The organism is Desulfonema magnum, assembly GCF_017377395.1.
GTDB lineage: Bacteria > Desulfobacterota > Desulfobacteria > Desulfobacterales > 4be13 > Desulfonema_C > Desulfonema_C magnum.
Window position 1 is genome coordinate 502,758 of sequence record NZ_CP061800.1, and the last position, 23,772, is coordinate 526,529.

General features: G+C 42.8%; 16 protein-coding genes and 3 pseudogenes. 8 read left to right on the forward strand and 11 right to left on the reverse strand.

Translation table 11 applies throughout. The features are described from left to right. Positions 1 to 153: 153 nt before the first annotated feature. The 5 genes from dnm_RS02000 to dnm_RS02020 form a co-directional block, all read right to left on the reverse strand. Positions 154 to 498, reverse strand: a complete 345-nt coding sequence (locus tag dnm_RS02000) for a helix-turn-helix domain-containing protein (RefSeq protein ID WP_207681052.1) — start codon at positions 496 to 498, stop codon at positions 154 to 156. Continuing rightward, entirely contained in the window at positions 467 to 745 is a 279-nt protein-coding gene (locus dnm_RS02005) for a type II toxin-antitoxin system RelE family toxin (RefSeq protein WP_207681053.1), read from the reverse strand. The genes dnm_RS02000 and dnm_RS02005 overlap by 32 nt, the downstream gene beginning before the upstream one ends. Before the next feature lie 313 nt (positions 746 to 1,058). After that, positions 1,059 to 1,346 (reverse strand): type II toxin-antitoxin system RelB family anti-toxin transcriptional regulator, encoded by a 288-nt coding sequence (gene relB / locus dnm_RS02010; protein WP_207681054.1) that lies wholly within the window; start codon positions 1,344 to 1,346, stop codon positions 1,059 to 1,061. 1 nt (position 1,347) lies between these two features. Further along, positions 1,348 to 1,686 carry a type II toxin-antitoxin system RelE/ParE family toxin gene (locus dnm_RS02015; protein ID WP_207681055.1) on the reverse strand — a complete coding sequence of 113 codons (339 nt, stop codon included), beginning with the start codon at positions 1,684 to 1,686 and terminating at the stop codon, positions 1,348 to 1,350. Positions 1,687 to 2,496: 810 nt separating this feature from the next. Next, positions 2,497 to 4,068 (reverse strand): putative periplasmic lipoprotein, encoded by a 1,572-nt coding sequence (locus tag dnm_RS02020; RefSeq protein ID WP_207681056.1) that lies wholly within the window; start codon positions 4,066 to 4,068, stop codon positions 2,497 to 2,499. 665 nt (positions 4,069 to 4,733) lie between these two features. Here dnm_RS02020 and dnm_RS02025 point away from each other — a divergent pair. Together dnm_RS02025 and asd are read left to right on the forward strand one after the other, a co-directional pair. After that, positions 4,734 to 5,305, forward strand: a pseudogene (locus dnm_RS02025) (ISKra4-like element ISBeg3 family transposase); the annotation flags it as partial. A 467-nt stretch (positions 5,306 to 5,772) separates the two neighbouring features. Next, positions 5,773 to 6,891 (forward strand): aspartate-semialdehyde dehydrogenase, encoded by a 1,119-nt coding sequence (gene asd, locus dnm_RS02030; RefSeq protein WP_207681057.1) that lies wholly within the window; start codon positions 5,773 to 5,775, stop codon positions 6,889 to 6,891. A 518-nt stretch (positions 6,892 to 7,409) separates the two neighbouring features. Here the strand turns inward: asd and dnm_RS02035 are convergent. Then, a pseudogene (locus dnm_RS02035) lies at positions 7,410 to 7,544 on the reverse strand (IS1/IS1595 family N-terminal zinc-binding domain-containing protein); the annotation flags it as partial. A 1,079-nt stretch (positions 7,545 to 8,623) separates the two neighbouring features. Then, positions 8,624 to 9,378 (reverse strand): annotated as a pseudogene (locus dnm_RS02040) (ubiquinone/menaquinone biosynthesis methyltransferase). Between the two features lie 123 nt (positions 9,379 to 9,501). On the opposite strand from dnm_RS02040, the gene dnaJ reads away from it, so the two are divergent. Continuing rightward, positions 9,502 to 10,617 carry a molecular chaperone DnaJ gene (gene dnaJ, locus dnm_RS02045; RefSeq protein ID WP_207681059.1) on the forward strand — a complete coding sequence of 372 codons (1,116 nt, stop codon included), beginning with the start codon at positions 9,502 to 9,504 and terminating at the stop codon, positions 10,615 to 10,617. Between the two features lie 85 nt (positions 10,618 to 10,702). Next, positions 10,703 to 11,077: a 6-carboxytetrahydropterin synthase QueD gene (queD, locus tag dnm_RS02050; protein WP_207681060.1), complete on the forward strand. Its 375-nt coding sequence runs from the start codon at positions 10,703 to 10,705 to the stop codon at positions 11,075 to 11,077. A gap of 8 nt (positions 11,078 to 11,085) precedes the next feature. On the opposite strand, the gene pyrE is transcribed toward queD, so the two are convergent. After that, a complete protein-coding gene (gene pyrE / locus dnm_RS02055) occupies positions 11,086 to 11,652 on the reverse strand; it encodes an orotate phosphoribosyltransferase (RefSeq protein ID WP_207681061.1) in 567 nt (188 codons plus the stop codon). A 91-nt stretch (positions 11,653 to 11,743) separates the two neighbouring features. Between pyrE and dnm_RS02060 the strand changes: the two genes are divergently transcribed. Further along, on the forward strand, positions 11,744 to 11,920 hold the full coding sequence (locus dnm_RS02060) for a hypothetical protein (RefSeq protein WP_207681062.1): 177 nt from the start codon (positions 11,744 to 11,746) through the stop codon (positions 11,918 to 11,920). 161 nt (positions 11,921 to 12,081) lie between these two features. On the opposite strand, the gene dnm_RS02065 is transcribed toward dnm_RS02060, so the two are convergent. Both dnm_RS02065 and dnm_RS02070 read right to left on the reverse strand, forming a co-directional pair. Continuing rightward, a complete protein-coding gene (locus dnm_RS02065) occupies positions 12,082 to 14,994 on the reverse strand; it encodes an Eco57I restriction-modification methylase domain-containing protein (RefSeq protein WP_207681063.1) in 2,913 nt (970 codons plus the stop codon). Between the two features lie 177 nt (positions 14,995 to 15,171). After that, the gene (locus dnm_RS02070) at positions 15,172 to 16,302 is read right to left on the reverse strand and encodes an AAA family ATPase (protein WP_207681064.1); all 1,131 of its coding nucleotides are present in this window, start codon (positions 16,300 to 16,302) and stop codon (positions 15,172 to 15,174) included. 530 nt (positions 16,303 to 16,832) lie between these two features. Between dnm_RS02070 and dnm_RS02075 the strand changes: the two genes are divergently transcribed. The 3 genes from dnm_RS02075 (at position 16,833) to dnm_RS02085 (ending at position 21,536) form a co-directional block, all read left to right on the forward strand. Next, a complete protein-coding gene (locus dnm_RS02075; RefSeq protein WP_207681065.1) occupies positions 16,833 to 19,496 on the forward strand; it encodes a DEAD/DEAH box helicase in 2,664 nt (887 codons plus the stop codon). A gap of 100 nt (positions 19,497 to 19,596) precedes the next feature. Then, positions 19,597 to 20,727, forward strand: coding sequence for an SWIM zinc finger family protein (locus dnm_RS02080; protein ID WP_207681066.1), 1,131 nt, complete (start codon positions 19,597 to 19,599; stop codon positions 20,725 to 20,727). Between the two features lie 5 nt (positions 20,728 to 20,732). Beyond that, positions 20,733 to 21,536 carry an SPL family radical SAM protein gene (locus dnm_RS02085; RefSeq protein WP_207681067.1) on the forward strand — a complete coding sequence of 268 codons (804 nt, stop codon included), beginning with the start codon at positions 20,733 to 20,735 and terminating at the stop codon, positions 21,534 to 21,536. 108 nt (positions 21,537 to 21,644) lie between these two features. On the opposite strand, the gene dnm_RS02090 is transcribed toward dnm_RS02085, so the two are convergent. Further along, positions 21,645 to 21,845, reverse strand: coding sequence for a cold-shock protein (locus dnm_RS02090; protein WP_207681068.1), 201 nt, complete (start codon positions 21,843 to 21,845; stop codon positions 21,645 to 21,647). Positions 21,846 to 23,772: the final 1,927 nt, after the last annotated feature.

A 23,772-nucleotide genomic window follows, 5' to 3' on the forward strand; every position in this document is an offset into this window, starting at 1 on the left:
TCAATACGTTATTTTTAACACAGGGAATAAAAGATGCTGACAAACAAGGGTGAGAAATGGTCATCGGAACATTGCTTGAACCGAAAATTGGATGCATTCCCAAAGTGACGAAAAAGCATTGTCCGATTACATAGTTTCAGATGAAAAAATGCACTACAAAAAAATTTTAAAACCGACATTCAGGGCCTTTGCCAGGGCCTTTGCCATATTTTTTTCTATGGGCCTTTTTCCGTTTTCCATCTCAGATATATGATGCCGGGAGATTCCGGTAAGTTCGGAAAGCCGTTTCTGAGTGAGCCCCTCTTTTATACGGGATCCGGCAAGGATCACTCCGGGAAGTTCCACCTTTGTATATTCGGGAAACAGTTCTTCCCATGAAATCGTATCCCGCACTTCTGTAAAACCCAGCCCCTTCAAAGCTTGTATTGCTTTCTCCTTATTTCGGGGAGGGCCTACAAATTTAAGTTCAACAGGGGGTTTTTTCGTGTGTTCCAACATAAATCACCTCCGTTAATCGTATTTCTTTGTCTGTGACTTCCCATACGGCCACATAAGCGGGGCGGCCTTTTTTGAGATGACAATGATGACGGTTGCCGCCTAATGAACTGTAATTCGGCCAGTTGCCCCTTACCGGCCCGTAGCTTCTGATTTCCGCCAGGAGCCTTGCCAGTAATTTTTTCACATTTTCAGGTAGTTTTTCAACTTGTTTCTGAACTTTTCTTTTAGCTCTGACCGTCCATTCCATAAATTAAATATACTCAAAAAGATGCTGGCTGTCAATCATGAGAAGCCTGAAACAGATCAGAAACTTTAGCTCTCTGCTTTTTTTATCTGCCTTTTGGTATTTTGATTATCCGAATCAGATAAAAAGTGGTGTGGTAGTGCAGGCTGAGGAGCGAAACCCGACACCGGCGAACATCGCTTATGTCTGACGGAGTACGAAAATTTGGGGTTTCGTTTTTCAACCTAACCTGCGCTCGCTTTCACCAAAGCATCCTCAATTGTGCTGAGGTTCTTCTTGGGTAATTATTTCATCCTGTTATCATTATCGGTAAGAATTATTGTGATAAAATATCCAAAATGGTATCGGGAGCCTTATCTATAATATTCAGCAAAACCAGAACCGGACCTTTCGGCTTTCTCCGACCTTTTTCCCAATATCTGAGTGTCTGAGGACTGATTCCTATTGTTGATGCGAATTCGTTCTGACTCATTCCTGTCTTGTTTCGTATGGCCCTGACATCGGGGACCGATGGAAAATGAGCTCTTACACCGCTTTTGTTTCCCTGTGCATATTCAACTGCTTCCTCAAGTCCTTTTTTTATGCTGTCAAAAGTGTCGCTCATCTTACCTCCTTTTATATAATTCCACAATTTTCTTAGTTAATGCTGAAAGTTCGTTGCGTTCCGACTTTTTCAGATTGGCTTTTTCATTTTTACCAAAAACAGTCAGCAGAAACAGAGGCATGGTCTCATCATAAAAGTAATATATGACTCTTACTCCGCCGCTTTTTCCTTTTCCCTTACGGGCCCATCTGATTTTTCTTATTCCGCCTGTTCCCTGCATGATCTTACCGCTTTCGGGATGAGCTGCAAGATGATCAATGAGTCTGTTTCTTTCGTTTTCATCCAAAAGACGTTCCGCACGTCTTATATATTCAGGCAATTCCGCAACTGTAATGAGCATAATTATGAATTTTTATTACAAAGTTGTGTGGTTGTGCAGGCTGGGCTGAGGAACGGAACCCGACACCGGCGGACATCGCTTACGTCTGACGGAGTATGAAAATTTTGGGTTTTGTTCCTCAACCCCAACCTACGCTCGCTAGTCAAATCTCAGAGACTGTCGGCAACACGACAGGTTGAACTCCCGTTTCTCATTGATGATGAACAGAATAACTATTTAAATCAGTAGTTTCATATTACACCTGCTTCATTGCAGGGTTATATTTTTTACTAAAGTATAACAGGTTTTTAATTCTACCTGTTGTATTATCAATAATTTACAGATCATATTTTAGGCATATTTGATGCAAGTTGCTGATAATATTTGTTTTTATTTTTTAATATAATTAAATCATAAGGTTGGAATTTTATCGGATCAGCCATGGCATAATTCGGACATCTGAGAGAAAATTTTCGGCTTTCCGACGATTTTTTATGATTACTGCTTATACTTGCTGTCATATCATAAATATATCATTGTAAATAAAAGATATTTTTATAAAAAACCGTGTGTTGTAAGTAAAGTATGAGTAATTCGAAGTCCGCCGGATGAAAAAGGCGGAGGAAAATCTCAGGATTTTCATCCGGGGCTGTTTGAAATTTAACTGTCCGTAAAATAAGCAAATATTAATATATCATTTAAAATAAGTAACTTGCATTAAAATTGCCTGAAATATGGTCCATAACCAACTGAAAATACAACAGGTAGAATTATAAAGCCGATAAACTTTAGTATTTTTTAATACAAATCGTTACCGCATTTTTTTGGGCATCAAAAATTTTCCATGGCTTTTTGGGCATCCTTTTTTTCTTGTAAATGAGCCAACGATTTACTCTTATAGACAACAAGACAACTGATTTTAAAATTGTCTCCGCTTATAGAAACTGAAATTTCCGATAATTCGGTTTCCCATACAGCACCACCTATCAGATGTCCCACACTTAAAGCCATACCATATTTGCTTCTGTCTTTTTTGTAAAGGTCATTAACCCATTTGTATCGATCTATCTGGGGCGGACCGTATTTTTGGGTAATTACTTTTTTAAAATTCTCATAATCCTGAAGATACTTATTTTTATTTGTATGCCTTTCTTTCAACTGATATACTGCTCTGACCAATTTGTTTTGTACAAAATCGTAAGAAAGCATTACATCCTTGCTTATAATTTCTGTTTTATAAAACAAACTGCTCTCATTATCGACAATCGGTTTAAGTGGTTCGGATTCCATAACTTTGCGCTTTGTCATACCCCAACGAACTTTTCTGAAATCAAATTCGCTATTATGGACAGGCAATGATATTTTTTTCTGTTCAATACCATTTTCGAGGTTGGGACTATATTCTATCGAAAACAGAATGACCATATCTCCTGGCTTGCCGGCAGGAGCTTTTGTTATTTTTATCTGACCTGACTTTTTTAGCCACGATTTTGTTTTTTGCCCCAAACTGCCAGCTTCGCTTGAATCAGGTTTGCCATACTTTTCCACATAATAATTAATCAGATTGTCAAAATAGGTATCATCTCTGGCGTTACTTATGCTTGATACCAATTTTACTTTATTCAGCTTTCCAGTTGAGCCACGCTTATCAAACCAAAATCCGATTTTTAATTCATACCCCTTAACCTTTGCCTTATCCTTCATAAAACATCGCGGCGGATCGTCTTCTGCCCATTCCGCCTCATAAATTTCGGCAACTTCAAATTGTTTCATTCCCCATTTTGCTTTTTCCCAACCTAAAATATCTGTCTCTTTTGAGACAATCATTTTTTCATTATCCTTCGTTGCGGACAGAGAAGAGGGCGAATATTTTAGCAGCTTGCCAAATTCAGGATTAATAACCATCGTTTTTATTAAGTCTTGCACAGCAGGCGACAAGGCATCAGCAGTTGCATTGCATGCTGTTATTGCGTCAAATCCACTTTTAAATGTGTATTTATTACTCACCGAAAGGCTCTTTCCATTTGAAGAGTTCAGCCTTAAACCTATATCCCAGTAGCCATTCGTCAGACCATCCATAGATGAAAATTCTATTTTTGTAATATCTCCAGATAATTTAATTCCGTCTGTTGAATATAATCCGGCCATTTTAAACTCATCATTGAGTGCTTTACAAATAAACTGAGGAATTGTCAGTCCATCTGCTGGTTCTATTGGTCCCATTAACCGACAATTGGAACTAAAGTTTGCAGATTGATTAAGAGAAACTACCTCAGTTTTAACACCCTCATAATTTTTAAGCTGTTGGATATTATCTACTGATATTGCGTAACGTGGTGGTTGCATTGTCGAGCATGCAGATAGTATTAGTAGGGCTATTGCCATAAATACGATTTTCTTCATTGTTTTCCTCCTTGATTAAAGTTGTTTTGCAAGCTAACGAATCCGGATCAGTCAAAATGATTCCCAAAAAAGAATAATCCCCTTATAAAAGAACTGATCATTTCCGTCAAGTCAAATATTACAAACAAAAAAGCCCTGTAGCTTAACGCCACAAGGCTTTCTGTTTAATCAGCAAATGGCAACACTGTAGCTTTTCCTTGAAATTACAAATATAATCCGTTATTGTTCTCGGCTAATATTTATGGAATATGGATTTAAGCGACTGATTTGTAATTGAACCCCCTGACAATCTGAAAATATCAGATTAGGAGTTCTCCTAACAAAAAATTAGCAGATATCCTAACAAATCAGAAGCGCATCTTTATATAAAGAAAAAATTTAAAAAAAACACTCCGTGTCCTTTTCAAAGTCGTTTCGGACTTTTTATTGACAACACAAATATAACCTGATACATAGCATAAAAAACAAACAGGCTCGGCAGGTGTTGGAAGCACCCGCCAAGCCCTAATCAATCAACCTTGTGTCGGAAGCACAAAGGCCAAATGACTATAAAAAAACTATATCAGATTTCTTTGATTGTCAAGAATTTTTTAATCATTTCAGAATGATATGATATAGCTATTTTTTGTCTTTGTGTTGCCGCTCTTAACGGGAGGTAACAACGGGTGGTTCTTGCTGACGGAGATCCTCATCAGATAAAAAAAAATTCAAAAAACTGGCCAAAAAATTCGGAGTGGAGCTGACAATAATATGTGACATAATCCATGTCCCGGGCTATCTTTGGAAAGCCGGAAAAGTTCTGAGTGATAAGGAAAAACTGAACCTGCGGGTTTCTGACAAACTGAGCCGGATTCTCAATGGCAGAGGCAGCTTTGTGGCATCAGGCATCGGAAGGTCGGCGACGCGCCGACAATTGGAGAAAGCGACCCGGGAACCGGCAGACTCCTGTGCCACATATCTGCTCACTCATTCAACATATCTGAAGTATGACGAATATCTTAAAAAAGGTTATCCGGTCGCCACGGGAGTCATTGAGGGAGCCTGCCGCCATCTGGTAAAAGACAGAATGGAGATAACCGGTGCGAGACGGAGTCTGAAAGGGGCGGAAGCCATACTGAAACTGAGAGCTGTCAAAATAAGCGGCGATTTTCCGAGTTATTGGAAATTTTATGAACAGCAACAGTATGTAAGGAATCATAGAATATTATACCAAAATCCGACAGTGTTGGAAGGTTAGTCAAATTCCTCGTCCTAAAGAGACTGCACCCGTTCTGTATTGTAAAATACTGAACATATCGAAACAGCAGGATATTTAATTTATCACCAAAGATCGTCGGAGGATCAAAGCCCCGACAGCCAAACCATCCTGAAGGAAGCTGTGATCTTATGACGCATTCCCACGCAAAACGTGGGAACGAGATTTAATAAGATTTACTAACTTAAAGACATCAGCGCATAAAAATTACATCGAGATCATAAACTTTTTACTTGCATTTGATATTTTTTATGATTTAAGATGCGCCTCTGATTTGAAACAGATATCCAAAATTTCTGTGTACAGAATAAAAAAAAATGAACAGCAAAGAAACCCGGCTTTTCTTGGCGAGGGAAGACACCCCGTCTGATGAAAAAAGCCGGGTTTCTTCACGCAGCGCATGTTTTTGTCCTGTACACAGCCAACATTCATAAAGAGGAGATAACAAAATGCTGAAAACAGGATTTGTCGGATGGCGCGGCATGGTCGGTTCTGTGCTGATGGAGCGGATGCGGGCTGAAGGAGATTTCAAGGGATTTGAGCCGTTATTTTTTTCCACATCCCAGGCCGGGCAGGCCGGACCGGATGTGGGTATTGACGTGCCGCCAGTAGCCGACGCTTTTGATTATGACCTGCTGAAATCAATGGATATTATTATATCCTGTCAGGGCGGCGGATATACGGAAAAATGTTATCCCGAGCTTCGGAAAACCGGATGGAACGGATATTGGATTGATGCGGCTTCCACCCTGAGGATGGCGGACCACAGCGTGATCATCCTCGATCCGGTCAACCGCAATGTGATTGACAAGGCGCTGGATAACGGTGTTAAGGATTATGTCGGCGGCAACTGCACAGTATCGCTCATGCTCATGGCACTGGGGGGGCTGTTTGAAAAAAATCTGGTGGAGTGGATGACTTCCATGACTTATCAGGCTGCATCCGGGGCCGGGGCCAACAATATGCGCGAACTGGTGAATCAGATGCGTGTGATCGGCACTGATGCCGAAGCATTGCTGAACAATCCGAGTTCGGCCATTGCGGAACTGGATCGCCAGGTCATCTCCTGTATGAGAGCCGAATCTTTTCCCACTGAATACTTTGGCGTGCCCCTGGCCGCCAGCCTGATCCCCTGGATTGACCGGCCCATGGAAAGCGGCCAGACCCGTGAGGAATGGAAGGGCTTTGTGGAGACCAACAAAATCCTGGGCAGGTCTGATAATCCCGTGCCTATTGACGGGCTGTGTGTCCGCATCGGTTCCATGCGCTGCCACAGTCAGGCGTTTACCATCAGACTCACCAAAGATATTCCGGCAAATGAAATTGAATCGCTGCTTGCCGAACATAATGACTGGGTAAAAGTGATTCCCAATGAAAAAGAAATCTCCATGCAGGAGCTTTCCCCGGCCAAAGTGACAGGTACGCTGGCTGTTCCTGTCGGACGGATTCGCAAGCTGAACATGGGGCAGGGTTATATCACCGCATTTTCCGTGGGTGATCAGCTCCTCTGGGGCGCGGCAGAACCCCTGCGACGAATGCTCGGCATTCTGCTGGAACGGTTGGCGTAATACACATAAATAATTAGTGAGTTGTGGTGAGTGAGTTGTGATTTGCAGTTGGCGATGGGCTTATATGATATTCCTGTAATTCGATAATCAGATTTTTTTTGATCCGATCCGGAAGGACAGCCTCTATTTCCTGCGAAAGCAGGAATTTGTTTTTGGCCGATGTCACGGTTCCGGGGCTATGAATTCCTGATTTCGCAGGCTTCGGCGTGAACTCAGTCGAACGGAATGACAGGCAGGGGGAATAAGGGTTGTGACCTTCTGTTCCATGGTTTCCGGAGCTTGCGGATTCCTGGTTTCGCAGGCTTCGGCGTGAGTTCAGTCGAACGAAATGACAGGCAGGGGGAATAAGGGTTGTGACCTTCTGTTCCATGGTTTCCGGAGCTTGCGGATTCCTGGTTTCGCAGGCTTCGGCGTGAGTTCAGTCGAACGAAATGACAGGCAGTCCGACCGGACCGAATCAAAAAATTTGATTATCGAGTTTCAAAAATGTCAGAAATTCTGATTTTCTTCAGTTATATATAGTCGAGAAGCAAAAAATTTGTCTCGCAATTCTCATTCTGACACAGATAACGCTGCTTTCCGTCACCTGTTTTTCCTCTTTTTTTCACTTTCTCACCTCCGCAGAGCGGACAGCGGACAGGAATCCGTGCCATCGAAATATTCCTCCGAAAACAGTTTTTTACTCCTGAATGACTATACTAAGTACCTGACCATAAGTTTTCTATATCTGCCAGGGGGAAGAAACCCGGCTTTTTTCCCCGGAATGATCCGCCGCCCGTGAAGGAAAACCCCGGGGTTTCTCTGCCGCCCGCTGAAAAAAAGATGTATGAAAAACTTTTGGTCAGGTACTTATAATAAATATTTCAGAAAAGTCCGGTTTCAGAACACTATCTAAATTTGTCCCGGTCAATCTCCGGAAACAGTCCTATGGTGACAGCTTTTTCTACGTCAAGATATACTGCCCGGCCCTTCCTGTAATCAGAGACCTGTCCGCCATTGAAAAATCCGCTCCTGCCTGATTCAGCGCAACACGGTAAAATCCGCATAAACGCCTTCTTTGCTCCGCACAATGTTCTCAATATCAGATTCAGTGAAGATAATATTCTGTTCTATGGCAGTCTTGTCCTCAAATTCGAGGGGGTGTTGTCCGGGTCAGAGCTAATTTTATATGTCTCCATCACTGCTTCGGCTTTTCGTTCTCTTTCTTCTCGCTTTTTTTGCTTGTGCATAAACCAAATGGGACAGGATGAACGGAACTTGCAATAAATTTCAGGATCACGGCACCGGAGACATTCCTGGCACATATACACCTCGTGCTTCATGCATAAAAAATTGGTTTCTCTGTCCTCATGGTTGACACATTTTCCCATTTTATCTGACTCCTTTTTTTAATTGTAACATATGAAGAAAAGCCCGGACATCAATGTCAGGGCTGAAAACTGAGGCGAAAGCCGGCTATAATAGCGAGTTGGCGTACCTGAGCTTTCAGCCCGGAGATTGATCCCCCGGGCTTGCTTTTCCTCGTTAATGCATTCCATTATGACACTTGCCCCGGAAGCTGCGGTTCCTCTATCCGGCAACCCCGAAAGCGCATTGAATATTTTATCAGAGATCGCAAACCGGCGAGGGTGCGAAAAATAATTTTCGCACTCCGGAGGCTTAACTTAATATCAGCGAGGCTCTGTCCGGGAACAAGCGAACAAATCCTCAGTCTCCTTCTTTTATTTATTTTTTATCTTTTAAAATTTCCCCTGCGGCCAACATAGAGGGTTGCAACACCCATTGTCAGTTTCCGCCATTTGACGTTTGAAAACCCCGATGAACGCATTATTCCTGCAAAAATATCAGGTTCCGGAAAATCTATCACCGAAGCTGGAAGATATTTATAGGCTTTCAAATTCTTTGAAAAAAACCATCCGATTAAGGGAAGAATTTTTTTAAAATAAAAAAGATAAAATGATAATAATAATCCTTTCGGGGGGTGGCAAGTTCCAGCACAAAGAGCATTCCCCCGGGCTTCAGACTGTCATGGAAAACTTTCAATGCAGATAATTTATCCCTGATATTCCGAATTCCGAAAGCAATTGTTATGGCATCAAAGGTTTCTTTTTTGAACGGAAGATGAAAAGCATTTCCTGCTATAAGATATATGTTAGGATATTTCCCGAATTCTGAAGGCTTGGAAAATCCGGGACAGCTAATGGCATCCCTGATTTTATTTTTTGCCAGCACGAGCATGCCCGGTGAAAAATCAACACCAAAGACACGGATTCCTAATCCCTTTTGCCGTAATATTTCAAACGCGACATCACCTGTTCCGCAGGCAACATCCAATACTTTTCCATTATCAGGAAGTTCCATAACAGACACCATTAGCCTTCGCCAGTAAACATCCTGCCTTAAACTTAAAAGCCGGTTCAGCAAATCATACCTGGGTGCTATGGCTTCAAACATATCCTTAATAAAAGGAAGTTCCATATTCTTCATTGACAACTCCGGTTCCTGTATTAATTTAATATATTATTTAGGTAAACATATTAGAATATCAATTAAAATATCACAATGAACACGCCATTACAACCACAGAGTTGAAATTATCAGGGAAGCTAAATGTCTGGTAAACAAGATTACTATGAAACTTTGGGTGTAAGCCGTAACGCATCCGAAAGTGAAATAAAGGCAAGTTATCGAAAGCTTGCCATGAAATACCATCCGGACAGAAATCCGGGGGACAAAGCGGCCGAGGAAAAATTCAAAGAAGCTGCCGAAGCTTATGAAGTGCTTAGGGATCCTCAAAAACGCGGCATTTATGACCAATACGGACATCAGGGCCTTGAGGGGTCCGGTTTTTCCGGTTTCGGTGGATTTGAGGATATCTTTTCAAGTTTCGGCGATATTTTTGAAGACTTCTTCGGATTCAATACCGGCAGGCGTTCAAGAAGCAGATCTCAGAAAGGGAACGACCTCCGCTATGATATGCGGTTAAGCTTCATGGAAGCGGCTTTTGGAAAAGAAACCGAAATCAATGTGGAGAAGATGGAAATCTGCCCCGAATGCAACAGCACCGGATGTCAGCCAGGCACGCAGCCTGAAATCTGTCAGGAATGCGGCGGAACAGGCCAGATTTCCCGGACCCAGGGCTTCTTTACAGTGAGAACAACCTGTCCGCACTGCCGGGGCGGAGGGCAGTCCATTGCTCATCCATGCTCCAATTGCAAAGGTGCCGGAAAAGTCAGAACAAGCAAGAGAGTTGCTGTAAAAATTCCGGGCGGTGTTGATTCCGGCTCAAGACTTCGTCTCACAGGTGAAGGAGAACCCGGGGCTTACGGCGGCCCCGCAGGTGATCTTTATGTTTTCATCCATGTGGAACGCCATGAATTTTTCGAGCGTGACGGCACAAATGTTATCTGTCAGATACCGATTTCCTTTATACAGGCCGCGCTGGGTGACAAAATACCCGTACCCACGCTGCAAGGTGAAAAAGACCTTGAAGTCCCGAAAGGTACGCAGCCCGGAGATGTATTCCGATTTCAAGGTGAGGGAATTCCCTCTCTCAGAAATGGCGGCCGAGGCGATCAGCTCATTCAGGTTGACATTAAGACACCGACAAATCTGACGAAGAAACAGGAAGCCCTGCTAAAAGAATTTTCAAAACTTGAAGAAGGCAAGCTGGGCAATAAATTAAAAAATATGTTCAAAGGAAATGCAGCGAGAGCTGCAAGATAACAGTTAAGAACTGTCAGTTGTCAGTAAATACCGGAACTTGTCACTGACAACTGACAACTGACAACTGACACAACTGGTAATTAAAATGTATGAGTTAAAAATCGTCACCCACTTTGCTGCGGCCCATCAGTTGAAGATGGTGGCAGAGAAATGTGAAAATCTGCATGGGCATAATTGGAATATCGAAGTTTGTGTGGCAGGAGAAAAATTAAACAGGGCAGGTGTGCTGATGGATTTCGGAGAACTGAAGCAGTGTCTGAATGAAATCATGGAAAAACTGGATCATAAATTTCTGAACGAACTTGAATATTTTAATGACGACAATCCGCCGTCTTCGGAAAATATTGCCTTTTACATTGCCACAGCCATGCAAGAAAAAATCAGTGATCCTTTAATAAAAGTTTCACGCGTAACCGCATGGGAATCAGAAAATGCCTGTGCAACGTATATTTGTCCGTAACCTGTGCTTTAACTGTCGTTGTCCGAGGACCACTGACGTATCAGCTCATCCCTTGAAATAATGGCGGACACATCTTCCACATGCTTACGGATATTTTCAAGACCGCCTTCCTGACGGTCAACCAAAATAACCGCCTTTACGACATCCAATCCTTCTGAGCGCGCCCGCTCAATTGCCTTGATTGTCGAACCGCCGGTTGTGGCGACATCATCTATGATGACAACCTGCTCACCCGGTGACATATCCCCTTCGATCCATTTCACAATTCCGTGATCTTTCTGGGTTTTGCGTATTGAAAAGGCTTTTATGGGACGCGATTTCAGCTCAGAGGCAAAAGCCGTTGCAGTGGCAATGGGATCAGCCCCGAAAGTCAGCCCGCCCACACCGGTCACATTCAGTTCTTTTATCTCGTCAAATACAAGATGGCCCACTAGGAACATTCCCCTCGGACTCAGTGTTGTGGGTTTGCAGTTCACATAAAACTGGCTCATCTTGCCGGAAACCAGTTTGAATACCGGTTCCTTGCTATACTTAAAAGATTTTTGACAAAGTATTTCAATCAGTTCTTTTTTCATTGTTTTCCAATTTCAAGTTTCAAGTTTCCAATTTCGAATTTCAAGTTTCAAGTTTAAAAAAAAGCCTCCGCTGAAGGGAAGAAGCTTTTTAATGGGATTCAGCGGAGGCTCTGAGCAGGGAAAACCGATGGCGGCACTCCCTGAACTCATCAAGCTTATTATCAGTAAAATTCATACAGGTCAATCCAAAACGCTGTATCGGACATTCTTTTTGAATCAGACACCGAATATCCTGCCATTGCATACGAGTCAGAAGCAGGCCGTCTAAATCACCTATTTTTTTCCGGCTGCCCTAACTGCCTCCCCCCTTCGACAAGCTCAGAACACGCCGTTCCTGCTCCCTGAGGCACGCCGTTCCCGCTCCCTAAGCCTGTCGAAGGGAAGGAATTCGGGCTTAACCTGATACAAGCAATGTCGGGCTATGTGCTTTTAACTTACTGATTCTACAATTTTTATTTCTTCATCAGTTAGCTCATACAGTTTATAAACCAATTGATCTATCTGTTTGTCTGTGGATTCGATTTGGCGCTGAAGCAGATTTTTTTCTTGCGGAAGTTTGGCATTGTTTAATTTTTTATTCAGATTTAGCAGCTGATCAACGAGGTTTGCCATTTGATCGTGAAGTTTTTTTTCAGCAGGATCGGAAAAGTTGATTGTGCGAATGGGTATTGCTTTTAATTGACTGACTTTTATCTGAGGAAAAGCGTCATTTGCTTCATCATAAAAGCCTCGTATAAAAAATGATATAAGCAAACTCCCTAAAATACCTGCAAGATATGAAGCTTTTACTGTGTCAGTTCCGGGTAAAGTTATATATACTTGCTGATCTGCAACAGACTCTGATTTTTCAAGGGTTACTAAAAGACGGTCAGCCAGAATTTTTCTTGAATAAATACGAGTACCTTCAAAAAATTCGGGTTGCCTCGGTTCTGCAAGCCATGAGCCATATTTTATATATTCACCTGGCATTGGCGGCGTAAATCGTTTTAAATCCCGTCCATAGATAAAAGGTCGGTATCCATTTTTTTTGACAGGACTATGATATGGGCGATCCTTAACATCCTTAGCTGTCTGATGACCCGTTCCAAAAGCAGTTTTTCCATAGCCACCGGTTCTGTATGAATGAACTCCGCGAGTAATTTTGGAAAATTCTTGGAGTTTAGGATAATTTTCTGCTATCCTGAAGACCAAATCCGTTTCAATGCTGTTAAGACTTGTGGAAATGGGACATAAACCATCAGAATATTTTTTTCTGGAATGGGTCGCTATTTTAGATAATTCATTGCCTTTCAAAGCTTTTATATCAAAAGTTTTACTTAATTTTTCAGACAGTTGGTAGATATATACAATGGTGTCCACTGTAAGACCCTGAAAAATATCGGCCGGCGGTTTCAAAATACACAATTCATTTGAATGGCTCAGAATAAACTTTCTGGTTTTAGATGAATAAGTATTTGTCAGCCACACATTAGGAACAATTTGACCAATATAACCTTTGTTGCGGCACAACAATGATGCTAATTCCATAAAAATGGAAAACATATCAAGCTGATATGGTGAACTTGAATATTTTTTTCCAAGATATGCTTTGATATTATCATCAATTTTTAAAGCCTTCCAATCTCGCCCAAATACATACGGCGGATTCCCGATCACCGCATCAAACCCTCGTTTTTTCATAATATCTGCAAACTCGGCATCCCAGTCAAAAGCATTCATCCGGTAAATCTCATCCTCATCAGTCTGACTCACCCGGTTCCCGTCATAAAAATCAGAACCAATAAGAGAATTGCCACATCTGATATTTTTTGCCAAATCCGGGAGAACACGCTCCTGAAAAAGAGCCATCTGCTTTCCGATACTCTGCTCATCTTTCCCCTCCAGCACCTTCAGCAGAAGCGAGAGTTTTGTCACTTCCACAGCCTGCGGATCAATATCAACGCCGAAGACATTATTTAAGAGAATACGCTTTCTTTCATCAGTTGTCAGTCGCCATTCCCCCTTGTCAGACGGATAAACACGGGGCGATTTACCTTTTGTCCATTTTTCAGGATTGTCATTCACATACTGATCAAGATGCCAGTCCAACAGAAACTGATACGCACCGATAAGAAACGAACCTGAACCGCAGGCAGGGTCCAGTATTTTTAATCTGCTCACAGCGCCCCTCGGCCCCGGCTTCTTACCTCTGACCAGTTTTCCCACGGTTTGTTTTACTATGTAATCAACAATATAGGTGGGTGTGTAATAGACACCGCCTGATTTTCTTACTTCCGGTTTTTCTTCAATTTTTGCGTGATGTTTCGGTGTCAGACGGATGACTTTGCCAAGAAATTTTTCATAGACCTGCCCCAGTATGTCGGCAGGCAGAACAGAGAATTCATAAGGACTGTCAGGATAATACAGATTTTTAAAAATGTCCTTTAATACGTTGTCATCAATGTTCAGTTTTGGCGTGAGACTGTCGAAATTTTCACGGGTTTTTTCTTTTTTGAAATGAAACAGGCCCGAATTATATTTCTCATCTGCTTTGCGGAATAACCGAAACAGTCTCTTGTAAACATTTTCACCGTTCTGTAAGGCCATCAGTCTGCCGTAGTTTTCGATACCGCGGTCTTCGCAGATTCTCAGAAAAATGATTCTGTCAATGGTTTTCCAGACTGCGAAATTAAGTTCCCTCTGTGAAAGACCCGGATTCCGCAACGCGGTATTTTTTGCCAGAATTTCCCGCCAGCGTTCAATTTCCTGCAAAAATGCCGTGTCAACTTCGGCAGTGCCTCTTTTGTTTTTTTTGGATTCAACATATTTGTCAAAAGACCCCTTTAAAATGGCCTCACGGGAAAATATGCTTTCAATCTCCTCCCAGCGGTCAATATAATCTGTGTATTTCAGATAATGAATTCGGGAATGCGAGGCTTTGTCCGTTCTGGCAGGTTTCACACGGCAGTCATAAACTGCGAACGCCTCAAAATCGGTCAGAATGCTGACAGGCAGCTTTGCGCTCCAGCCGTACCGGCGCAACTGGTACGCGGGATGTATATTTTCTCTGATATTCACAGCCGGTTTTTTGGCTTCAACAAAGAATTTACGGATGCCGCCGATGCGGAAACAATAATCAGGTGCTTTTGTGGCACCGCCGATTTTTATGGCATCCTCATGAATGACATCTTTATATGCTTCCGCATAGCCCCGTCTGTTCGTAATATCCCAGCCCAGGGCTTCAAAAAACGGATCAATAAACTCACGACGCAGCTGAGTTTCATTGTACGAGCTTTTTTTATATGTCTCCAAATTATAATCAAAAGTCTCAGTTAATTTTTTAATTCTGTCAGGTACATTCATATCTGAAAATTCACAGGGTTATAAAACATATCTTTCTAAAATAATTAGTAATTAAGGGCATAAAAGAGTGTAAGGGAACGCCGCTTTTAATTGTTATTTTCAGCCTTCTCAGCAATGCCTCAAAAAAATCAACATCAGCCTGGCCTTCCACCAATAATATCGAAGTGTTGTTGTCCATCATCGAACCTCTAAGTCAGCCTGAGTTGCCAATATAAGTTCATCTTTGTCATATTCGGTTGCTATTATCTTACCCCTGTCACTGCCCTTAATGCTGTGACCAAGATGTATCAGCATTCCTTCCAGCTTATGCTGCTGAATCATTTTTTGAAACGCGTTTACACAATCCCAGCTATGCGTCGTGGCGAAAACCTGAACCTCCAATTTTTTTGCAAGCTGAAAAATTAAATTCCATATTTGGGGCTGCACTGAATAGTGCAGACCATTTTCAAATTCATCTATAAGAAGCAGACCACCACGAGAATTGACCAATGCCAATATTATATGAAACAGATGGGTCATCCCGTCGCCCATACTTTTTAGCGGGATTCGTTCATCAGTATCATCATAAATCAGAATAGGATTTATATAACCTCTCCGGCCAACTAATACAACTTCCTGAATTTTTTCATCAATCAGTTTTAAACCTTCAAATACCTCTTTTCTTAAATTAGGATGAATGTTAATATTATCCCATAGATCAGCAACTTTTTCATCATCAATATGTTTGGTCGGAACAATTTGAATATTAATTTTCATATCACCATCAGGTAATGCTCTGTAACTGGCCGTTCTCTGGTAAAGTCTCGGGTCTCTGTTTAAGCGCACAGGCTTAACTTTATTTCCTTCCTCAATCTCAATAACAAGTTCTGCATCATCTAATCCGTTTTCTTTTAAATTTTCATTGTCTATACGAGTAAAAATACGACTTTCTTCGGTTTCAATAAGTTTATAGGCTCGCATACGAAGTTTCAATCTGTCTTTAATATTTTCAGAGGAACCGATTTCTATTGAATTCGTACCAATTTCAGGAAAGCGATACCCGTAAAAAAGGTAACGCAGAGGATTCTCTGCTTCCTGAACAGACTGATTTTGCTTTTGCTGCATATTACTTTCCCAATCTTGCCCCCTGTCTCTGATCAGGTCAAATAGCACTTTTGGAGAAGCATTTGTCCCATAAACACGTATTGCCTCTAATAAACAACTTTTACCAGAGTTATTTTTACCAACAATCAGATTAACTGTGTCCAACTTGTTAATTGTTAATTCCTTAAACAGACGAAAATTATTAATATAAATTGAATCAATCATTTGGATTTTCCTCATCATAAATTAGACATTATCGGAAATAAGCACTCCCGATTCCGGGTCTGGCATTCCCTGTTTCCAATTTTGGCAGCAGATTCTTATTTCCGATAGTAGGGTGGGTGGAGCGAAGCGCAACCCACCGTTTGTCTATCGGTGGGTTGCGCTTCGCTCCACCCACCCTACATTTTCGGGTATTCAAAAAAATATATCTCAAAAGATTTAAATAGCATAAAAAAATATTTGTCAATAAAGATTTAATTTTTTCAAATTAATTTTAGTTTTTTCTGATGGTTATGTTATGATATGAATAGAAGATATATTTTTTTCATACTGGCCCTATGACCATTATCCTGAAATATATTTTTGCTTTTCTTTTCCCTCCGACTGTGTTATATAAAAAAGGATTTGACTGAATTGTCAGATAATTAAAGGAAAGGAATCTCATGTCGGGATATCTTGCCTTGTCATGCATAAGGTTTTGATATCCAATGGGGAAATACTTCCCCTGACGCATATTTAAGGTCAGACAGATAATGACAAACCGAGAATTAAACGCAGTTGTAATGCCCAACCGCACATTGCAACTGGAATGGAATGACACAGAAGAGCCTGTCAGTAAAAGCACTGCTCTCTTACAGGAAGAAATATACAATCGTTTCAGCTCCGACCCGAATGAGTTTTTGTTATTTCTGGGCTTTTGTGACAAAACAGTCCGGCTCTCTCCGTCTCTTAATTTCTGGCGGAATTTCGCAGGCACATTTGCCCGGAAACTAAGCCGGATACCGGAACTGGAACTGTTTCGCCATGAGGTGAAAGTCCCCACGGACACGGACGAAATCCGCCAGCAGCTTGACGGAACCCCGCTGATGACTGGTTCCGAATACCTGAACACGGAACTGCTGAAAAAAATATGGGCAGGAATCCGCAGAAAATTTTCCCAGACCCTTCGGACTTATGACGGAACAGTTGAAGATTTTATCAAAGCTTACAGCCCAAATGTCCATCTGGTGGGGCGTATCTTTTTTCATTTGGTGGAAAATAAAAGCGAGGACCTGCCTTTTGCGTTTCTGGCAACGTATTCCACCCGGCTGGACAAAAAGGGAAAATCCAGACACCTCCCGCTGAGGCACGCCTTGGAAGAATACGGAGAAGAGAGTGAGAAACTCCTGGAACTTCTCTCCACTGTGCATTTGGCCGCGAAGGAGAGCGATTTTATCACAGAATTGCTTGAAACCGGAGAACTCTTCCACCCGCTTGCGTGGACATCAGGAGAAGCATTCAGGTTTTTAAAAGAAATACCGATTTATGAGAAATACGGTATCTTATGCAGAATCCCAAATTGGTGGAAAGGAACCACATCAAATCTCAGCCTGAAGATTAGTGTGGGAGATGTGCAGCCCACTTTTGTGGGAATGAACGCTGTTCTCAGCTTTAACCCGACATTGTTCTTAGGGGATGAGGAGATTTCAGAAGAAGAAGCAAGGCGGCTGCTCCGGGAAACTGACGGACTCGCATACATTAAAAACAGATGGGTCGCGGCCGACCCGGAGAAACTGAAACGGACGCTTGACGCTTATGAAAAAGCAAAAAAGATGGCAAGGGAAGAGGGGATCAGCCTGAGAGAAGCGCTCCGCATCCAACTGAATCCTGAAAAATTCCTGGGAATTCAGGAGAACGGCACAGGCTCCGGCGTATCCAACGGAGAATGGCTGGAATCCATGATTCAGAAGCTCAAAGATCCGAATCTGACACCATCGGTAAAACCAAACAGAACATTTAAGGCACAGCTCCGGGAGTATCAGCAGAAAGGGCTGAACTGGCTCTGTTTTCTGGATTCCTTACAGTTCGGCGCGTGCCTGGCTGATGACATGGGCCTTGGCAAAACCATCCAACTGCTGGCTTTTTTAAATGTCACAAAATCTCAGAAAATCGGAAAAGCCAGCCTTCTCATTCTCCCCGCGTCCCTGATTTCCAACTGGGTCAGCGAGATTCAGCGCTTTTTTCCGAATCTCAAATATTTTGTCGCACACCCGGAAGCGCATAAGAACAAGCGGCTCAGGGCCAGAAAAGCGGCAACATTGGACAAATTTGATCTGGTGATCACCACATACGCACTGGCTCACCGATATGAATGGCTACAGTCCTATTCATGGAATTATGTGATTCTGGATGAAGCCCAGGCCATCAAAAATCCGGGAACCAAACAGACAAAAGCCGTGAAAAAATTTAAGGCCCGGAATCGGATCGTCATGACAGGAACCCCCATTGAGAACCGCCTTTCAGACCTGTGGTCCTTATTTGATTTTTTAAATCCGGGGCTGCTGGGAAATCTCAGGGAGTTCAGGGGATTCTCAAAGAAATTAAAAGATGATCCCAAGGGGTATTCCAGATTACGGAGGCTCGTGAGTCCCTATATCCTGAGACGTCTGAAGACGGATAAGACTGTTATTTCGGATCTGCCCGAAAAAGTGGAAATGAAATCGTATGCGCCCCTGAGCAAAAAACAGGTTGTCTTGTATGATCAGATGGTTGAACAGATAAGAAACGTAATTGCAAGCACAGATGGAATACAGAGAAAAGGGCTGATCCTGGGTTCTCTGATGAAATTCAAACAGCTTTGCAATCACCCGGATCAGTATCTTGGCACTGGCGGATATGAGGAAAAGGACAGCGGAAAGTTCACCCGGCTTCGTGAGATCTGCGAGACGATTTATGAAAAGAGAGAAAAAGCTCTGGTTTTTACGCAGTTCAAAGAGATGACAGCACCGATCTGTGAATTCCTGGAAGGCATATTCGGACGAAAAGGGCTGATATTACATGGGAGCGTTCCGGTCGGCAAACGGAAAAAGATTGTCGAGCAGTTTCAGAGTCCTGAATATACGCCGTTCATGGTGCTTTCCATAAAAGCCGGGGGCGTGGGACTGAATCTCACAGAAGCAAACCACGTCATTCATTTTGACCGGTGGTGGAATCCTGCTGTGGAAAATCAGGCCACGGACCGCGCCTTCAGAATCGGACAGAAAAAGAATGTGATTGTCCATAAATTCCTGACAAGAGGAACAGTGGAAGAGAAAATTGATATGATGCTGGAAGAGAAATCCAAGCTGTCTGATGAAGTGATCGCCAGCACGGGCGAGGCTTGGATAACAGAGATGGAAAACGATGAATTAATGGATCTTTTCAAATTGACGTTGTAGGCGAGGGGCGAGGGGCGAGGGGCGAGAGGCGGGAGGCGAGAGGCTTCTTATCCCTCTTGCCCCTTGCCTCTCGCCCCTCGCCTCCTTAGGAGGTATTTATATGGGATATTGGGACTATTATCCGCGTTATGTTCCTGTGGCGGAGAAAAAAGCAAAAGCAGCGAAAAAATTAAAACAACTCAGGAAAAAAAATCCTGATATTCAGCCCGTGGTTATCGAAGGAAAAGCTTTGGCCCGGACGTGGTGGGGCAAGGCGTGGAACAAGAATCTTGAACGATACGCGGATTACAGTAACCGCATCGGACGGGGACGGAGTTATGTCCGTCACGGAAGCGTGCTTGATCTTAAAATTCATTCAGGCAAGATCGAGGCCCTGGTTCAGGGCGGTGAATCCAATCCGTATTCAATCACTATCAAAATTAAAGAGATTGATAAAAAAATCTGGAAAGGCATCAGGGCGGAATGTGAAGGCAAATTGGAATCCCTGTCCGAACTGCTCATGGGGAAATTTCCCAAAGATTTGGGAGAAATTTTCACAACTAAGGGAAAAGGTTTGTTTCCGTCACCCAGAGAGATTGAGTTCAGTTGCAGTTGCCCGGACTGGGCTTCCATGTGCAAGCATGTTGCCGCGACGCTTTACGGTGTGGGCGCGAGATTGGACGAAGACCCGAGTCTGCTCTTCAAGCTGAGAAAGGTTGATGTCAATGATCTGATTGCCCAGGCTGTGGAAGAGAAAACCCGGAAACTGCTCAAAAAAGCGGAAAAGAAGAGCGCGAGGGTCATGGATGAGGCGGACTTGTCAGATGTCTTTGGCATTGAGTTGGATGAACCTGTAAAAGTGCCTGTTTCCAAAAAAGAAAAACCCGGGACAAAGGCCGAAAAGGCTTCTGTCAAAACAAAAACTTCGAAAAAAACTTCGAAAAAAAGTTCTCCCAAAGCAAAATTTGAAAAAAATTTGGTTATAAAAATATCTGTGGTGAAAAGAGCTTCTTCCAAAGCGGAGCCTGAGAAAAAGACAATTCTGAGAAAAATTGAGAGAAAACCAGTGGAAGAACTATCCGTAACAGATGCTGTCATGGGGGTAATCAGAAGAACCAGAAAGGCGTTTACAGCAGCCCAGATTGTAAAAAAGACAGGTCTGAGTGATACGCAAGTGCGGAATGTGATTTATAAGGCCAGGAAGCAGGGTAAGATCAAAAATGAGGCAAGAGGGGTTTACGCAAAGATTTAGAACCGATGCAATTTGTGAGAAACATAGGGAAAACCATGTACCAGGCAAGCCTGTTTGACGAACCCGGACCGCTTTATGTTTCCAAACCCGGGGCGCTGATCTATCAGGCGAGCGGCAAGGCCGGGGAATATGCCCTTCTGGGATGCAACATTTACAAGGGATGCACTCACGGATGCCGTTACTGCTACAATGACAACGAACGCTTTGAGAATTATTTCCAGGGAGCAAACCCCAAAAAGGATTATATCAGACGGCTTGAAAAAGAGCTTGGGAAAATGGCCGGCTGGGAGATACCGGAGATATTTCTCTCCTTTGTGGGGGATGTGTATCAGCCGGAGGAGCTTAAACTTGGCCTGACCCGCCGGACTATTGAGCTTTTCATCCGGCATGAGCTTCGGTTCACGGTGCTGACCAAAGGCGGAACCCGGGCTGTCAGAGACTTTGATCTCATGGCAAATTATCCGGGATGTTCTTTTGGCAGCACCATTGTTTTCATGGACCGGAGGCTTGCGGATTACTGGGAACCCGGAGCGGCTCCGATAAAGGACAGGATAGCGGCCATTGAACAGGCAAAAGCACGGGGAATCAGGACATGGGTATCCCTGGAACCGGTGATTGAGCCAAAAGAAGCGTTGGCGGTCATTCGGGAACTGCATCCCATTGTGGGCCATTGGCGGGTGGGGAAAATAAACCATCATCCTGAACTTGAGCGCCGTCATGACTGGAAGGCTTTCCGGCAGGAACTCAGAGAATTGTTTGCCGATCTGAATGCGGATTATTATCTCAAAGGAAGTCTGAGAAAGCTGTAAAGGATGATAAATCGCAAATTACAAATCACAAACCACAAATCACAAACAAAAAAGGCATTTCTCTTTTTCCGAGAAATGCCTTTTATTCAATTTATTTAAATGACGGTTCTATACTCTGCTCACATTTGCAGCAGCCGGTCCCTTGGGACCCTGTTCCACATCAAAAGTCACTCTGTCACCCTCGCTCAGGGTTCTGAAACCAGATGAGTTAATTGCTGAGTGGTGAACGAATACATCGTTTCCGTCTTCATGTTCAATAAAGCCGAAGCCTTTTCTGTCACTGAACCATTTTACAATTCCATTTGCCATTGTGTCAACCTCCTTTCAAATAATTTAAGTTCCCAAACCTCAGGTTGCCACACTGACATAAAATGAAACAATCCTTCAGAACGAAACTGCCCGGTAAAGCTGACCGGGCCTTGATAAAAAAGAATATAAGCCATCTTTAGTATGAAGTCAAGCATAAAAAAATATGGTTTTTTTAATGACCATATCAGATATGGTTTTTTTCAAGAGGAAACCCTGTAGAATCAGATAGTTATTCAGACAACCCAAAATTCGGCAATTTGCTGATTTTTCAAATAAATCTGAACGAATTACCCGGACAAAAGTTTTTTCAATATCCGAAGACCTGCGAGGTTTCCAAAATCTCCCAGGTCTTATACTCAGCAGATCGAAAAGTTTCCGGACTGTGTGCGTCATGGGAAAAAAAACCGGCTTTTTTTCCCCGGACAGAAGACTTCCCCCGCCGGAAAAAGCCGGGTTTCTCCCCATATGCATCAGGCTAAGATCGTAACTCATTGTTTTTATTAACCTGTGATCTGCCGGACGGGGTTTGCAACCCCGTCCGAAATATTTTCCGACCCCCGAAAACAAACGTTTCGGACGGGGTTGCAAACCCCGTCCGGCAGTCTTAGCCTGATGCATATGGGGTTTCTCCCCCATTTGCCGTGTCTGTCCAGCGACAGCCCGAAAACTTTTCGATCTACTGATACTGCAAAAATAACAAAAAGTTTCAAAAACGAATCCCCAGCGGATGAGTATTCAGAATCGGATAAATCAGATATCAGCTCTGAACAAAAAATATTGCCTTCTGTAAAATTTCTTCTTATAAACGGGCATGGCCTGCCAGTCACAACGAAGCATGAAAGCCTGCCCCAATGCTTCTGACTTAAAAAATTCCGCGCAAATCCGGAGTGCAAAAATTTTATTTTTGCAATTGCGAAAAAGCATTTTTCGCACTCCGGAAAGATCACCGGTCGGATCCGGAGTGCAAAAATTTTATTTTTGCAATTGCGAAAAAGTATTTTTCGCACTCCGGAAAGATCACCGGTCGGATCCGGAGTGCAAAAATTTTATTTTTGCAATTGCGAAAAAGCATTTTTCGCACTCCGGAAAGATCACCGGTCGGATCCGGAGTGCAAAAATTTTATTTTAGCAATTGCGAAAAAGCATTTTTCACACTCCGGAAAGATCACCGGTCGGATCCGGAGTGCAAAAATTTTATTTTTGCAAGTGCGAAAAAGCATTTTTCGCACTCCGGAAAGATCACCGGTCGGATCCGGAGTGCAAAAATTTTATTTTAGCAATTGCGAAAAAGCATTTTTCGCACTCCGGATAGACCTCCGGGCAAATCCGGAGTGCAAAAATTTTATTTTAGCAATTGCGAAAAAGCATTTTTCGCACTCCGGAAAGATCACCGGTCGGATCCGGAGTGCAAAAATTTTATTTTAGCAATTGCGAAAAAGCATTTTTCGCACTCCGGAAAGATCACCGGTCGGATCCGGAGTGCAAAAATTTTATTTTAGCAATTGCGAAAAAGCATTTTTCGCACTCCGGAAAGATCACCGGTCGGATCCGGAGTGCAAAAATTTTATTTTTGCAATTGCGAAAAAGCATTTTTCGCACTCCGGAAAGATCACCGGTCGGATCCGGAGTGCAAAAATTTTATTTTAGCAAGTGCGAAAAAGCATTTTTCGCACTCCGGAAAGATCACCGGTCGGATCCGGAGTGCAAAAATTTTATTTTTGCAATTGCGAAAAAGCATTTTTCGCACTCCGGAAAGATCACCGGTCGGATCCGGAGTGCAAAAATTTTATTTTTGCAATTGCGAAAAAGCATTTTTCGCACTCCGGAAAGATCACCGGTCGGATCCGGAGTGCAAAAATTTTATTTTAGCAATTGCGAAAAAGCATTTTTCGCACTCCGGAAAGATCACCGGTCGGATCCGGAGTGC

Bases quoted from the DNA above. Each gene is read 5' to 3' on its own strand.
- dnm_RS02000 (WP_207681052.1), bottom strand. From the start codon at position 498: ATGTTGGAACACACGAAAAAACCCCCTGTTGAACTTAAATTTGTAGGC.
- dnm_RS02005 (WP_207681053.1), bottom strand. From the start codon at position 745: ATGGAATGGACGGTCAGAGCTAAAAGAAAAGTTCAGAAACAAGTTGAA.
- relB (WP_207681054.1), bottom strand. From the start codon at position 1,346: ATGAGCGACACTTTTGACAGCATAAAAAAAGGACTTGAGGAAGCAGTT.
- dnm_RS02015 (WP_207681055.1), bottom strand. From the start codon at position 1,686: ATGCTCATTACAGTTGCGGAATTGCCTGAATATATAAGACGTGCGGAA.
- dnm_RS02020 (WP_207681056.1), bottom strand. From the start codon at position 4,068: ATGAAGAAAATCGTATTTATGGCAATAGCCCTACTAATACTATCTGCA.
- asd (WP_207681057.1), top strand. From the start codon at position 5,773: ATGCTGAAAACAGGATTTGTCGGATGGCGCGGCATGGTCGGTTCTGTG.
- dnaJ (WP_207681059.1), top strand. From the start codon at position 9,502: ATGTCTGGTAAACAAGATTACTATGAAACTTTGGGTGTAAGCCGTAAC.
- queD (WP_207681060.1), top strand. From the start codon at position 10,703: ATGTATGAGTTAAAAATCGTCACCCACTTTGCTGCGGCCCATCAGTTG.
- pyrE (WP_207681061.1), bottom strand. From the start codon at position 11,652: ATGAAAAAAGAACTGATTGAAATACTTTGTCAAAAATCTTTTAAGTAT.
- dnm_RS02060 (WP_207681062.1), top strand. From the start codon at position 11,744: ATGGGATTCAGCGGAGGCTCTGAGCAGGGAAAACCGATGGCGGCACTC.
- dnm_RS02065 (WP_207681063.1), bottom strand. From the start codon at position 14,994: ATGAATGTACCTGACAGAATTAAAAAATTAACTGAGACTTTTGATTAT.
- dnm_RS02070 (WP_207681064.1), bottom strand. From the start codon at position 16,302: ATGATTGATTCAATTTATATTAATAATTTTCGTCTGTTTAAGGAATTA.
- dnm_RS02075 (WP_207681065.1), top strand. From the start codon at position 16,833: ATGACAAACCGAGAATTAAACGCAGTTGTAATGCCCAACCGCACATTG.
- dnm_RS02080 (WP_207681066.1), top strand. From the start codon at position 19,597: ATGGGATATTGGGACTATTATCCGCGTTATGTTCCTGTGGCGGAGAAA.
- dnm_RS02085 (WP_207681067.1), top strand. From the start codon at position 20,733: ATGCAATTTGTGAGAAACATAGGGAAAACCATGTACCAGGCAAGCCTG.
- dnm_RS02090 (WP_207681068.1), bottom strand. From the start codon at position 21,845: ATGGCAAATGGAATTGTAAAATGGTTCAGTGACAGAAAAGGCTTCGGC.